The 13105-nt window shown below is 70.8% G+C and carries 17 protein-coding genes; 10 read left to right on the forward strand and 7 right to left on the reverse strand.

Features of this window, described 5'->3' with window-relative positions; genetic code table 11:
• Positions 1 to 53: 53 nt before the first annotated feature.
• The gene (locus ITJ69_RS02785) at positions 54 to 1439 is read right to left on the reverse strand and encodes an FAD-binding oxidoreductase (RefSeq protein WP_194671944.1); all 1386 of its coding nucleotides are present in this window, start codon (positions 1437 to 1439) and stop codon (positions 54 to 56) included.
• Positions 1440 to 1579: 140 nt separating this feature from the next.
• On the opposite strand from ITJ69_RS02785, the gene ITJ69_RS02790 reads away from it, so the two are divergent.
• On the forward strand, positions 1580 to 2533 hold the full coding sequence (locus ITJ69_RS02790; protein WP_159573387.1) for a manganese catalase family protein: 954 nt from the start codon (positions 1580 to 1582) through the stop codon (positions 2531 to 2533).
• 19 nt (positions 2534 to 2552) lie between these two features.
• On the opposite strand, the gene ITJ69_RS02795 is transcribed toward ITJ69_RS02790, so the two are convergent.
• A complete protein-coding gene (locus tag ITJ69_RS02795) occupies positions 2553 to 2987 on the reverse strand; it encodes a VOC family protein (protein ID WP_123939129.1) in 435 nt (144 codons plus the stop codon).
• Between the two features lie 119 nt (positions 2988 to 3106).
• Positions 3107 to 3979 carry a DUF808 domain-containing protein gene (locus tag ITJ69_RS02800; protein WP_194671945.1) on the reverse strand — a complete coding sequence of 291 codons (873 nt, stop codon included), beginning with the start codon at positions 3977 to 3979 and terminating at the stop codon, positions 3107 to 3109.
• Between the two features lie 98 nt (positions 3980 to 4077).
• On the opposite strand from ITJ69_RS02800, the gene ITJ69_RS02805 reads away from it, so the two are divergent.
• Complete coding sequence (locus ITJ69_RS02805; RefSeq protein WP_194671946.1) at positions 4078 to 4347, forward strand: hypothetical protein; 270 nt, start codon at positions 4078 to 4080, stop codon at positions 4345 to 4347.
• A gap of 4 nt (positions 4348 to 4351) precedes the next feature.
• Here the strand turns inward: ITJ69_RS02805 and ITJ69_RS02810 are convergent, their stop codons facing one another.
• The 3 genes from ITJ69_RS02810 to ITJ69_RS02820 are packed head-to-tail and all read right to left on the reverse strand — an operon-like array spanning position 4352 to position 5820.
• On the reverse strand, positions 4352 to 4747 hold the full coding sequence (locus ITJ69_RS02810; protein ID WP_123672903.1) for an arsenate reductase ArsC: 396 nt from the start codon (positions 4745 to 4747) through the stop codon (positions 4352 to 4354).
• A gap of 28 nt (positions 4748 to 4775) precedes the next feature.
• Positions 4776 to 5189, reverse strand: a complete 414-nt coding sequence (locus tag ITJ69_RS02815; RefSeq protein WP_123939127.1) for a VOC family protein — start codon at positions 5187 to 5189, stop codon at positions 4776 to 4778.
• A 40-nt stretch (positions 5190 to 5229) separates the two neighbouring features.
• Complete coding sequence (locus tag ITJ69_RS02820) at positions 5230 to 5820, reverse strand: TetR family transcriptional regulator (RefSeq protein WP_194671947.1); 591 nt, start codon at positions 5818 to 5820, stop codon at positions 5230 to 5232.
• Positions 5821 to 5929: 109 nt separating this feature from the next.
• Here ITJ69_RS02820 and ITJ69_RS02825 point away from each other — a divergent pair, with 109 nt between their 5' ends.
• Positions 5930 to 6871, forward strand: coding sequence for an aldo/keto reductase (locus ITJ69_RS02825; RefSeq protein WP_194671948.1), 942 nt, complete (start codon positions 5930 to 5932; stop codon positions 6869 to 6871).
• Positions 6872 to 6955: 84 nt separating this feature from the next.
• Here ITJ69_RS02825 and ITJ69_RS02830 read toward each other — a convergent pair whose 3' ends face one another.
• Complete coding sequence (locus tag ITJ69_RS02830) at positions 6956 to 7549, reverse strand: TetR family transcriptional regulator (protein ID WP_194671949.1); 594 nt, start codon at positions 7547 to 7549, stop codon at positions 6956 to 6958.
• A 68-nt stretch (positions 7550 to 7617) separates the two neighbouring features.
• Between ITJ69_RS02830 and ITJ69_RS02835 the strand changes: the two genes are divergently transcribed.
• The 7 genes from ITJ69_RS02835 to ITJ69_RS02865 all read left to right on the forward strand — a co-directional run bounded on the left by ITJ69_RS02835 (position 7618) and on the right by ITJ69_RS02865 (position 13099).
• Positions 7618 to 8376: an SDR family NAD(P)-dependent oxidoreductase gene (locus ITJ69_RS02835; RefSeq protein WP_159573985.1), complete on the forward strand. Its 759-nt coding sequence runs from the start codon at positions 7618 to 7620 to the stop codon at positions 8374 to 8376.
• Between the two features lie 73 nt (positions 8377 to 8449).
• The gene (locus tag ITJ69_RS02840) at positions 8450 to 9055 is read left to right on the forward strand and encodes a nucleotidyltransferase domain-containing protein (protein WP_131845209.1); all 606 of its coding nucleotides are present in this window, start codon (positions 8450 to 8452) and stop codon (positions 9053 to 9055) included.
• Positions 9052 to 9474, forward strand: coding sequence for a hypothetical protein (locus ITJ69_RS02845; protein ID WP_194671950.1), 423 nt, complete (start codon positions 9052 to 9054; stop codon positions 9472 to 9474). Before ITJ69_RS02840 ends, ITJ69_RS02845 begins: the two co-directional genes overlap by 4 nt.
• 44 nt (positions 9475 to 9518) lie before the next feature.
• Entirely contained in the window at positions 9519 to 9932 is a 414-nt protein-coding gene (locus tag ITJ69_RS02850) for a hypothetical protein (RefSeq protein WP_131922220.1), read from the forward strand.
• A gap of 189 nt (positions 9933 to 10121) precedes the next feature.
• Positions 10122 to 10949, forward strand: a complete 828-nt coding sequence (locus ITJ69_RS02855; protein ID WP_123294748.1) for an ABC transporter ATP-binding protein — start codon at positions 10122 to 10124, stop codon at positions 10947 to 10949.
• Positions 10950 to 10962: 13 nt separating this feature from the next.
• Positions 10963 to 11805 carry an ABC transporter permease gene (locus ITJ69_RS02860; protein ID WP_228504695.1) on the forward strand — a complete coding sequence of 281 codons (843 nt, stop codon included), beginning with the start codon at positions 10963 to 10965 and terminating at the stop codon, positions 11803 to 11805.
• Positions 11806 to 11974: 169 nt separating this feature from the next.
• Complete coding sequence (locus tag ITJ69_RS02865; RefSeq protein WP_228504696.1) at positions 11975 to 13099, forward strand: ABC transporter substrate-binding protein; 1125 nt, start codon at positions 11975 to 11977, stop codon at positions 13097 to 13099.
• Positions 13100 to 13105 lie beyond the last annotated feature (6 nt).

A 13105-nucleotide genomic window follows, 5' to 3' on the forward strand; every position in this document is an offset into this window, starting at 1 on the left:
GGGAGGCCCGGTGCCAGCTGGCACCGGGCCTCCCGTCCGTCGTCCACGTGGGTTCAGAACGCCTTGCCGGGATTCAGGGTGCCCGCCGGGTCCAGGGCGTCCTTGACGGCACGGTGCATCGCGAGGACCCGCTCGCCCAGCTCCTGCCGCAGGCCGGGCAGCTTGAGCAGGCCGATGCCGTGCTCACCCGTGACGGTGCCGCCGAGTGCCAGGCAGTCCGCGACGATCTGGTCGAACGCCTGCTTCGCGCGGGCCTTCGCGGCCTCGTCGCCCTCGGGAGCGATGATCAGCGGGTGCAGGTTGCCGTCGCCGGCGTGCGCGATGTTCGCGATGGTGACGTCGTGCGCTGCCGCCGTCGCCTGGATCCGTCGGAGCATCTCGGGCACCGCGCTGCGGGGCACGCAGATGTCCTCGGTGAGCACCGGTCCGAGCCGCTCGAGTGCCGGGTACGCGAGTCGCCGTGCCTGGAACAGCCGGTCGATGTCGTCGGGGTCCGTGGCGCGCTCGACGTCGGTGCCGCCGGCCTGCGCGAAGACGGCTGCGACCTGGTCGGCGAGCTCGTCCCCCGCGGCACCACGCTCGTCGACCCGGGCCAGCAGCAGGGTGTCGACGTCGGACGGCAGCCCGAGGTGCATCCAGTCGTCGACGGCCCGCAGGCAGGTCCGGTCCACGATCTCGAGTGCGGCGGGGATGATCCCGGCACGTGAGATCGCAGCGACGGCGTCCCCGGCGGCGCTGAGCGAGGGGAAGTACCCGATCACAGCACGTTCGTCGCGTCCGGCAAGGGGGAGCAGCTTGACGGCGACCGACACGACGATGCCGAGCGTGCCCTCGGACCCGACCATCAGGCCGGCCAGGTCGTACCCGGCGACGCCCTTCGCCGTGCGGCGTCCGAGCTCCACCACGGAACCGTCTGCCAGCACCACGGTCATCCCGAGCACGTAGTCGCGGGTGACGCCGTACTTCACGCAGCAGATCCCGCCGGCGTTCGTCGCGACGTTGCCGCCGATCGTCGAGATCGCCGAGCTCGCCGGGTCCGGCGGGTACCAGAGTCCGTGTTCCGCGACGGCAGCCCGCAGTGCGTCGTTGACCACACCGGGCTGGGCGACGGCGTAGCGCTCGTCGGTGTTCACCTCGAGCACCGCGTCCATCAGCTCGAGGGACAGGACGACCGATCCGGCCATCGCGTTCGCCCCGCCGGACAGCCCGGTTCCGGCGCCGCGCGGCACGACCCGCACGCCGGCGGCTGCCGCCCACCGGACGGTGGCGACGACGTCGTCGGTGCTGCGTGCGAGGACGACGGCGAGCGGTGCGGTGGAGTCGGCCCACTCGGCGTCGTCGTGGCGGTACCGCTCGAGCGACGCCGGGTCGCGGAGGACCTGGTCCGGCTCGAGCGAGTCGTCGAGGGCGGCTGTGTCGACGGCGTGACTGACGGTCATCGGTTCGGGGGTCCTTCCGGGCGCGGCGGTGCGGCGCCGACGACGATACCGCGCTGAGTGGACGACCCGTGTCGCCTGCCAGGGACGCCGGACGACGGTGAGGCACGCGGCGGATCCGTCGCGGTGAGCAAGGAGGCCCCATGTACTTCCACGCACAGACCTGGATCAACGAGATCGCCGACGGCGAGCCCGACCCGGCAGCGGCCAACGCCCTGCAGGAAGGGCTCGGCGGGCAGTTCGGCGAGATGCGCACGATGATGCAGTACCTGTTCCAAGCGATGAACTTCCGCGGCCCGGCGGCGAAGCCGTACCGCGACCTCATCCAGGGCGTCGGCACCGAGGAGATCAGCCACGTCGAGCTCATCGGCACCACGATCTCCCGCCTGCTCGACGGCTCGCCCGAGTACACCGGCAAGCTCACCGACCCGCTCGACAAGCCGGGCGCGAAGGGTGCGACGCCGCTCAACATCGCGCTCGACACGAGCAACATCCACCACTACCTGGTCGGCGCCCAGGGTGCCCTGCCGGTCGACGCGGCCGGCAACCCGTGGAGCGGCAGCTACGTCTACAACTCCGGCAACCTGCCGCTCGACCTGCTCTACAACCTGATGCTCGAGTCCACCGGTCGGCTGCAGAAGTGCCGCATCTACGAGATGACGGACAACCCCACCGCCCGCAGCACCGTCGCGTACCTGATCGTCCGCGACCAGGCGCACGAGAACGCCTACGCGAAGGCGCTCGAGACCCTCGGCGTCGACTGGAAGACCCTGCTGCCGATCCCGAAGACGAACGCCGAGCGGTTCCCGGAGGTCAAGGAGCTCCTCGACCTCGGGCTGCAGAGCAAGCAGTACAGCTTCGACCTCGACGGGGCGTCCGAGGCGGGCAAGATCTTCCGCGGGGCGTCCCCGTCGAAGGACGGCACGGACCTGACGGCGACCGAGCAGGCCCCGGCTGGCGTGCCGTCGTTCATCGCTCTGGAGCGCCTCGAGGAGTTCGCTCCCGGTCTCGACGCCGACCTGCTGGCGCTCATCCAGCAGACGGCGGAGCTCGAGCTCGACGCCGTCGAGGTGAGCACGTACGGGCCGGTGGCCTGAACCTGCGCGGGCTCGCGGATCAGTCGAGGCAGAACTCGTTGCCCTCGACGTCCTGCATCACGATGCAGGACTCGTTGACCTGATCCGCGAGCATGCGGCGGAACTGCGTCGCGCCGAGCGCGACGAGGCGGGCGCTCTCCGCGTCGAGCGCTGCGAGACGTTCCTCGCCGACCAGACCGGTGCCGACCCGGACGTCCAGGTGCACGCGGTTCTTCACCGTCTTGCCCTCGGGAACCCGCTGGAAGAACAGCCGCGGCCCGACGCCCGTCGGGTCGACGCACGCGAAAGCGGAGTCCTGGTGCTCGGGCGGGAGCGAGGCGTTGAACGCCTGCCAGTCGTCGAACCCGGGCGGGGGAGCAGGCACCTCGTAGCCGAGGACCTCGCACCAGAACCGGGCGACCCGCTCCGGCTCGGCGCAGTCGAACGTCACCTGGACCTGTCGCACCGTTGCCATGCGCGCCAGGGTAGGCGCGCGGCGCGGGTCGCGCGCACCCGTTCTCGGACGGACCACGAGTCGTTCGACGCGTGCACCGTCGGAACACTCGTGTTCCGACGCCGGAACAGAAGTGTCAGTCAGTGCTTCCCGCGGAGGCGACCGATGCCGAGGACGATCGCCACGACGACCATGCCGAGGACGACACCGGCGACCGCCGAGACCGCGGTGTCGACGATCCACGTGATGACCGGGCCCGTGGCCTCGATCGCGTGCTCGATCGTGTGCAGCAGGTCGTACGGGCCGTGCCAGAAGGTCTCGGCGAGGTTCGCGATGACCAGGTGCCCGCCCACCCAGAGCATGGCCACTGTGCCGATGACGCTGATGACCCGGAAGACCGTCGGCATCGCCCGCACGATCCGCGCTCCTGTGCGACGGGTCCGGCGGACCGAGTTCTTCATCATCTGCAGACCGACGTCGTCGATCTTCACCAGCAGGGCCACCGCGCCGTAGACGACCGCGGTCATGACGAGACCGATCACGATGAGGGCGCCGAGCGTCGGCCAGAGCCCGAGTTCGGGGTCGAGGCCGGCCAGGGCGATGAGCATGATCTCGGTGCTCAGGATGAGGTCGGTCCGGATGGCGCCGAACACGAGCTTCGGTTCGGTGACCGAGTCGGTGGAGCCTGCGCCGTGGTGGACACCGAACCACTCGGTGACCTTCTCCGCGCCCTCGAAGCACAGGTACGTCCCGCCGATGAGCAGGAGGTACGGCAGCACCCAGGGCGCGAACGCGGTGAGCAGCAGCGCCAGCGGGATGATGATGATGAACTTGTTGAACAGGCTGCCGAGCGCGATGCGCCCGACGACCGGCAGTTCCCGGGCCGGCGCGAGTCCCTGCACGTACTGCGGAGTGACCGCGGCGTCGTCGATGACGACCCCGGCGGTCTTCGCGCTCGCCTTCAGGGCCGCGGAGAGGATGTCGTCCACCACGGCGAGCAATCCGACTGACATGACTTCGTTCTCCGCTCGTCCGGGCCTGTGACGGTGCTCAGCGTAGTGGGCGCGGCGGACCCTGAACGCCGCCGGGGCGCCGTCCGTAGGCTGACGGCATGGCTGACTTCACCGCTGCACAGGCCGCCGTCGTGCGGATCGAACGCGCCGAGGAGGGGCGTTGGGACCTCACGGTGATCAGCGACTCGGGCGTGAAGATGGGGCACGGCGTGTACCTGTTCGACGCCGCGCACGACGACGCCGAGGACGAGCAGGCCGCCGCGCTCGACTTCGTGCGCGACTACGGCTTCCGGTTCGAGCGCGGCGCCGTGCAGGCCGACGGCCCGGATGCCCTCTGGGCGCCGCTGCTGCCGTCCGACCAGCAGTAGCCGGCTACAGGGACGCGATCAACCGCTCGACCCGCATCCGGATGTCGTCGCGGATCGGGCGGACCTGCTCGATCCCCAGCCCGGCCGGGTCGGCGAGGTCCCAGTCCTCGTACCGCTTGCCGGGGAACACCGGGCAGGCGTCCCCGCAGCCCATGGTGATGACGACGTCCGACTCGCGCACGGTCTCGGTCTCGAGCACCGCCGGTCGGGCGTCGGCGATGTCGATGCCCTGCTCGGCCATGGCCTGCACGGCAACGGCGTTCACCTGGTCGGCGGGCTCGCTGCCGGCGGAGAACACCCGGACGCGGTCACCGGCGAGGTGCTGCAGCCACCCCGCGGCCATCTGGGAGCGTCCGGCGTTGTGGACGCACACGAACAGGACGGCGGGGCGGTCGGTCATGCGCCCATCATCCCAGCGAGGGCGCCCGTCATCCCAGCGCTGACGCCTCGAACCCGATCAGCCACGTGACGCCGAACGCGTCCCGCACGGTGCCGTCCCAGTCGCCCCACGGCCGTTGCTGCAGTGCATCGACGACCGTGCCGCCCTCGGCGAGCGCGTCGAACCACCGCCGCAGCACGTCGGGTTCGTCGGCCCCGAGGAGCGAGAACAGCAGGCCGGTCGCCGCGAACGGCTCGTCGGTCTCGCTCGCGTCCGCGGCGAAGAGCTGCAGCCCGCCGGTGAGCTGCCCGTGGGCGACCGCGTCGGCGGGGCCGTCGGTCCGTGAGAAGTCGGCGTAGGTCGCGATCTGGACCTCGCCGCCGAAGACACCCTGCCAGTGCTCGAGGGCCTGCCTGGCGGTGCCGGCGAACTGGAAGTACGGCGACGGTCCGGTGACGTTCATGCCCGGACGATACCGCTGGACGAGGGCGCGCGTCCGCTCGTCAGGCGCTCGGTGCGATGCCGTCGAACGCGCTTCGCAGGATCGCGGCCGCGTCGGGGTCGTTGCCCGTGGCCCAGGTGGTGATCGCCACGTCGAAGCACCCGAGGGCTGCCTGCACGAGGACCCGTGCCCGCAGGTCGGCGTCGGGGCCGTGGAGCTGCTCGACGACGAGGGGCGTCAGGACGTCCGCCCAGGCCTGGTGCTTCTCGAGGTTCCGTGCGCGCAGTGACGCGGTGCTCGTCATCACGCGGACGGACCGTCGACCGGTCTCGGGGTCGTCGGTGCTGCCGCGCTCGAGCATCTCGGCGAAGGCCTCGCGCAGCGCGGGCCACACCGGCTGGGTGGTCGACCGCGACCGGAACGCCTCGGCGAGGGCGTCCCGGTGTCGCGCGGGGTCGCCGATGACGGCGTCCTCCTTCGCGGGGAAGTACCGGTGGAAGCTCCGCGCCGAGATCCCCACCTCGGCGGCGACCTGTTCCACGGTGACGTTGTCGAACCCGTCGGTGTCGAACCGCTCGAGTGCCACGGCGGCGATGCGCGCGCGGACGGCATCGCGGGTGATGTCCCGCAGGCCGGTTCGCACGTCGCTCACGGGGCCGATCGTACCGCGACGTCATCTTCGGTCCAAGTTGTCAGACTCTGACAGTAGTGGCGTACAGTGCCACTCGCATGACCACCACACGTCACGAAGGGACGGCACCATGCAGCAACGCACCCTCGGCCGACAGGGCCTCACCGTCAGCGCCATCGGCTACGGCGCCATGGGCACCACGTTCGCGTACGGACCCGGCGACGACACCGAGTCCGTCGCCGCGATCCGGCACGCCCACGAACTCGGCGTCACGCACTTCGACACGGCCGAGCTGTACGGCTGGGGGACCGGCGAGCGGCTCCTCGGCGCGGCGCTCGCCCCGATCCGCGACGAGGTGACGATCGCCACGAAGTTCGGGTTCACGCCCGAGGCCTACGCACCGGACTCCCGACCGGAGCACATCCGGCAGGTGGTGGACGCCAGCCTGCAGAACCTCGGCACCGACTCGATCGACCTGCTCTACCAGCACGTGCACGACCCGGCTGTCCCGATCGAGGACGTCGTCGGCGTGATGCAGGAGTTCGTGCAGGCCGGCAAGGTCCGGTACCTCGGCCTGTCGAACACCGATGCCGACCAGATCCGCCGTGCCCATGCGGTCCACCCGATCTCGGCGTTCCAGACCGAGTACTCCGTCTTCTCGCGGGAGTCCGAGGCGCTCTTCCCCCTCGTCGACGAGCTCGGCATCGGCGTGGTCGCGTGCTCGCCCTTGGCGCGCGGGTTCCTGAGCGGTGCCGTGCAGCCCGCGAGCGCCTACGCGGCCGACGACATCCGGCAGCAGCTCGAGTGGTGGGCGCCGGAGCGCTTCGACGCGAACGTCGCCGTCGTCGCCGCACTCACCGAGATCGCCGACGCGAAGGGCGTCTCGCTCTCGCAGCTCGCGTTGGCCTGGATCCTGGCGAAGCGCGCCGACCTGGTCCCGATCCCCGGATCGCGCAACCCCGGACGCGTCGCCGAGAACGTCGCCGCCGCCGCGGTGCGGCTCACTGACGACGAGGTGGCGCGCATCGACGCGCTGTCGCGCGACGTCCGTGGGAAGCGAGCGATGGGCTGAGCCCGGCCGGGTGCCGGACGGGAGGCCCGTGGCACGCCCGCCACGGGCCTCCCGTCCGTCCGGTGGTCGTGTCCAGGGCGCGTCTCAGGCGAGCAGGGCGAGCGCGCGGTCCACGACGTCCTCCGGTCGGCCGTCGCCGTGCAGCGCCCACCAGGTGAGGGCCGCGCTCGCCGCGGCCGCCAGGGCGTGCGCGCGCACCGACACCGCGAGGTCGTCGGGCGTCGCGCCGTCCCGCTCGGCCACGAACCGGACGATCGCGTCGGTCAGGGTCGTGACCGTGGCCGCGCCGACGTGCTCGAGCGAGGGGTTGGCGCGGATGACACGGAGTCGGTGGCGGGTGACCTCGACGGCGTCGTCGGGGAAGGTCGCGCCGATCCGGTAGGCGGCACGCAGGGCGACCGACGACGACTCCGTGGACGGCCGCTGTCGGAGCGCGTCACCGAACCGCGAGGCGAACTCGTCGAGCCCGCCCCAGACGAGCGCCGCCTTGTTCGGGAACAGCCGGAACAACGACCGGCGGCTCACGCCGGCAGCCGCGGCGACGTCGTCCATCGACACGGCGTCGAAGCCCTGCTCGTCGAACAGCCGGAGCGCCACGAGGGACACCGCGTCCGGGTCGATCGTGCGGGGGCGTCCCGTCGGTCGATCGCTCGCCGGCCGGTCGCTCGTCGGGCGCATGGAGTCCTTTCGGCACTGAGTGCTATAACCATCGTGGCGCAGCGAGCGCCTCTCAGTGAGGAGACGACATGACCGACACCACCGCCGGACGTTTCACCGGCAGGACCATCATCGTCACCGGGGCGGGTTCCGGCATCGGACGCGCCACGGCGACGCGCATCGCGAACGAGGGCGGGCGGGTGATCGCGACCGACGTCGTCGCCGACCGCCTCGACGCGCTCCGCTCCGAACTCGAGGGCCTCGAACTCGAGACCGTCGTCGGCGACGTCGCCGCGACCGAGACCATCGACGCACTCATCGCGGCCGCGGGTGATCGCATCGACGGACTGGCGAACGTCGCCGGCATCATGGACGCCTTCCTGCCGCCGAGCGAGGTCGACGACGCCACCTGGGACCGCGTCTTCAGCGTCAACGTCACCGGACCGATGCGCCTCACCCGCGCCGTCCTGCCGCACATGATCGCCGCCGGCCGCGGCGCCGTCGTGAACGTCGCCTCCGAGGCCGCACTCCGCGCCTCTGCAGCGGGTGCCGCGTACACGGCGTCGAAGCACGCGATCGCCGGGTTCACCAAGAGCGTGGCGTTCTTCCACGGGCCGCAGGGCATCCGGGCAAACGCGGTCGCGCCGGGCGCGGTCGCGACGAACATCGAGGCGCCGATGCGCAGCGAGTACGCCGCCAGCCGGGTCGGCCCCATCATGCAGGTCGCCATCCCGCCGGTGGCGCAGCCGGAGCAGCTCGCAGCGGCCATCACCTGGCTGCTCAGCGACGACTCTGCCAACGTGAACGGCGCCGTGCTGCCGAGCGACGGTGGGTGGTCGGTCGTCTGACGAGAATGCTCAGATACGAGTAGAAATCTACTAGAAGTGGTAGATTTCTACTCGTATCCGATCGGAGGTCCCGATGCAGTTGCAGTCCCCCTTCGCGACGGTGACCACCTCCGTGGACGGCGATGTGCTCGCCGTGTTGGCACGAGCGCCAGGACCGATGACGATCGCGGCCATCTGCAGCCTGGTGCCGGACCGGTCGTACGCCGGGGTCCGGAACAGCGCGGATCGGCTGGTCGAGCAGGGTGTCGTCGACGGGCACCGGACCGGACGGACGAAGTCGTTCAGCCTGAACCGGGAACACCTCGCCGCCGATGCGATCACCGCTCTGGCCGATCTCCGGCGCGCGTTCCTCGAACGACTCCGATCGGGCTGTCGATCGATCCCCCTCCGGTACGCCGCGCTCTTCGGATCCGGCGCCCGTGGTGAGATGCGGCCGGACAGCGACCTCGATGTCTGCTTCATCGTCGAGCACGGCCGACGTGAGGAGGCAGAGGACCAGATCCACGCGTTGTGCCGTGCGGCCGGTCGGTGGACCGGGAACGCCGTGCGGCCGGTCCTCTTCGACGAGGACGAGATCGACGGCACCGACCCGCTCCTCGCATCGGTTGCCGGGGACGGGATTCCCATCGCAGGCGATGGTCGATGGCTGTCCCGGAAGCTCCGTACCCTGACTGGATGACCCCGCGAACCGGCACCACCGCACCGGGCGACGAGTCGTTCCGGAGGGGCCGGCTCGCCAAGGCGAAGGAGTTCCTCGAAGCTGCAGAGGCCCTCCGCGCGCTCGGCGGTGACGCAGGGGTCTTCAGTGCCGGATCGCAGTTCGCGAACGCGTTCGTCACGCAGTGCGTCCTCAGCGGCATCGCCGCGGCTGACGCGATCTGCGTCGCTCGGACCGGCGAGTACTCGCGATCGGGAGCACACGACGAAGCGGTACCCGTGCTGCGTGCGGCAGCTGGACAGCCGGTTGCGAAGCACCTCGAGGTGCTGTTGGCGGTGAAGACCAAAGCCGAGTACAACGCGCGGTCGGTCAGCGACAGCGACATCGTGCGCGCCGGGGAAGCGGCCGAGGCCCTCGAGGCGGCCGCGCGGTCGGTCTGACGCGCCGGTCGATCCGGAGCGGCTGGCCCGCTTACACTGCCGACATGACCGAGGTCCCCGTCGCGCGCTCCGAGTGGGGCCGGTTCGCCCCCGACTCCGTCGAACGCCGGATGCTCGAGCACACCGGCACCGCCCTCGGCCTCGTCCTCCGCCCGCGCACGGTCGTGCTCGACCGCGCCCGGGTCGAGGTCGAGGGCATCGACGACGCCGACCGCGTCGTCGTGCAGCTCGTCGCGAACCAGGGCGCCTACAAGCCCGCCTGGCGCAACAAGGTGATGGCTGACCTGTTCAAGCTGCTGTGGCTGCGGCAGTCGGTCCCCGGCGTGGACCGAGCAGTGCTCGTCGTCGCCGAACCCGCGGCGAGGGCGCTCGCCGGGTGGGTTGCGGTGGCCGCCGAGGACCTCGGCGTCGAGGTGCTCGTCTGGGACGGGCAGACCGCGGTGCCCTCGCCGCGCTGAGCGCAGTCGACCCGACCCGCGCACTCGTTCACACGTTCGCAACACATGTGGTCCGACTCCGTAACACGGGCGTCCTAGCCTCGTCACCAGCAGCGGATTTCCGCGTCGCAGACCAACCCGAGCTCGCGACGCACGCTCTCCGCCATACGAGACCGAGCCTGCGTGCTCGCCGACGGTATGGAGGAACGGATGACCACATCAGCGGTCCGCGTGGACGCGGTGCGCAAGGTGTACGGCAGCGGCCCGAGCGCCATGGTCGCGCTCGACGATGTCGAGTTGACCATCGAGCCCGGGAAGTTCGTGTCGCTCATCGGCCCGAGCGGCTGTGGGAAGTCGACGCTGCTCCGGCTGGTGGCCGGGCTCGAGCCCGCCGACCGCGGTGACGTCCGGGTGCACGGTGTCACGCCGGCCCAGGCCTGCGCGGCGAAGCTCATCGGACTCGTGCCCCAGGCACCGGCGCTGCTGCCCTGGCTCACCGTGCTGCAGAACGTGTCGCTCGCCGGGCGCGTGAACCCGGGTGCCGGCCGCCGCCGCGCCGCCATCGAGGACCTCGAGGAGCGCAGTACCGGCACCGGCCCGGACATGCGCGAACTCCTGCGGATGGCGGGACTCGGCGAGGCGATGGACAAGCTCCCCGCACAGCTGTCCGGCGGCATGCAGCAGCGTGCCGCGATCGTCCGGGCCTTCGGCCTGCGCCCCGACGTCTTGCTGATGGACGAGCCGTTCTCGGCGCTCGACGAGTTCACCCGCGAGAGCCTGCAGGACCAGCTGCTCGACCTGTGGGACGAGCTGCGCACGACGGTGCTCTTCGTGACGCACTCGGTGTCCGAAGCCGTCCGGATGTCGGACACCGTCGTCGTGATGGCGCCGCGCCCCGGCCGGATCGTCGACGTCATCGACATCGACCTGCCCCGCCCGCGCAACCAGCGGCTGTTCGAGGAACAGCGGTTCCACGAGTACGAAGACCTGGTCCGGACCCGGTTGCACAGCGCCTGGCGCATGACCGATGCGGCCTGAGGGAGACGGGACCATGAGCGCCACCACCACCTCCACGCCCGCCGCGACCGCCACCACGGCCGACGCCGAGCGACGCACCGCCCGCCGACCGGTGCCCGGTTGGCTCCGACCGACCGTCTGGTTGCCCCTCGTCGTGATGCTCGCCGTCCTGGCGGTGCTCTGGCAGCTCGGCGCGACGGCGATGCCGTACCTGCTGCCGCCGTTGCCCGCGGTGGGGGAGACCCTCGCCACGCAGCTGCCCTACTACCTGCAGAACGCCGGCATCACCCTGGCGGAGTCGCTCGTCGGCCTGGCCATCGGGTTCCTCGCCGCCTTCGTGCTCGCGGTGCTGACGAGTGAGCTGCCGATCGTCCGCCGTGCGGTCATGCCGATCGCCATCGTGCTGAACGTCACGCCCCTCGTCGCGATCGCGCCGGCCCTGGTGGTGGCGTTCGGGTTCGGGCCGCTGCCGAAGCTCGTCATCACGGCGCTCATCTGCTTCTTCCCGATCCTGATCAACACCGCCGCGGGCCTGCGGTCCGTGCCGCAGCCCGTGCTGCAGGTGTACAAGACGATCGATGCCTCCCGGTTCGAGATGCTCGTGCACCTGCGGATCCCGAACGCCCTGCCGTTCGTGTTCGCAGCCCTGCGGATCGTGTTCCCGTTGTCGATCATCGGCGCGGTCGTCGCGGAGCTCTCCGCCTCGGGTTCGACCGGCGGCCTCGGCACCGTGATCAGCACGGCGTCGTCGATGAACCAGCTCGAAGTCGTCTACGCGGCCATCGCGATCCTCGCGGTGATGGGCGTGGTCCTGCTCGGACTCATCACGGTCGTCGAGCGGCGCGTCCTGCACTGGCACCGCACCGCGAACGACTGACGCGCGGTCCGCCGGCCGCACCACGCGGCCGCCCCGCGGCCCTGCCGCACCACCCGCCGGCGCGAGCCTGCTCGCGCGACGTCAGCCGCGCCTCCAGGCCGACGTCCGGCGACCCACCGACCCACCCGCACCCGCCCTGCACCACCCATCCCTTCCCACAGGAGTGACCATGCAGCACAGCACCATGCAGCACAGCACCAAGGCCGCCCTCGCGGCCCTCGCCACCGCCGTCGTCGCCCTCGCGCTCACCGGCTGCAGCACCGGCTCGAGCGCCGGCACCACCTCGTCCGAGGGCAGCGCGATCTCGGCCGAGCGGTGCAAGGAGAACCAGGACGCCGGCAAGATCACCTACCTGTCCGGCTACCAGTACCAGTCGTCGGCGTCGATCCTCGAGTACATCGCGGCGGACGAGCTCGGCTACTTCAAGGACCTCTGCCTCGACGTGACCCTCAAGCCGGGCTCGGGTGACACCGCCCAGAACACGAAGCTCCTCGCCAGTGGCCAGGCCACCGTGTCCGCCGTCGCCGAGCAGGACCTCATCCAGGCCCGCGCGAACGGCATCGACATCACCGGGATCTCGTCGTACTCGAACGCCGGCCTCGACGTCCTGATGACGAACAAGGACATCACGAAGCTGCCGCAACTCGACGGCCAGGTCGTCGGCCACAAGGGCTACGTCCCCGCCTCGGTCCGGGCGATGATGGAGAAGGCCGGCGTCGAGTGGGACTCCCTCACGCTCGTGAAGGAGGGCTACGACCCGTCCGTCCTGCCCCGCAAGCAGAACGGCCTCGAGGCGCTGACGGGCTTCGTGTCGAACGAGCCGAACCTGCTCAAGGCCGCCGGTGACGACGTCACCGTCTGGCAGCCCGTCGACTACGACATCCCCTCGTCGATCGGCGCGATGGCCGTGAACCCCGCCTTCGCGAAGGCGCACCCGACCGCGGTCGAGGACGTCCTGCGCGCAGCCCTGCACGCCTACGACTTCTGCTCCGCGAGCGAGGCGAAGACGAAGCAGTGCGTCGGGTACGCCGCGAAGCTGTCCGGCGCCACCTACGACACCGCCCAGAACACCAAGATCTGGACCACCGAGACGAAGGTCATCGCGGACAACCCGACGCCGGACCAGCCCCTCGGCGGGATCGACCCGGAGAACGTGACGAAGCTCGTCGACATGCTGCACCAGTTCGACATCGTCAAGAGCTCGGTGACCGCTGACGACGCGAAGAGCTGGTTCACGAACGAGTACATCGACGCCATCACGAAGGACGGCGAGACCGTGTGGCCGGCACCGTGAGCGCCA

The organism is Curtobacterium sp. VKM Ac-2887, assembly GCF_015350935.1.
GTDB lineage: Bacteria > Actinomycetota > Actinomycetes > Actinomycetales > Microbacteriaceae > Curtobacterium.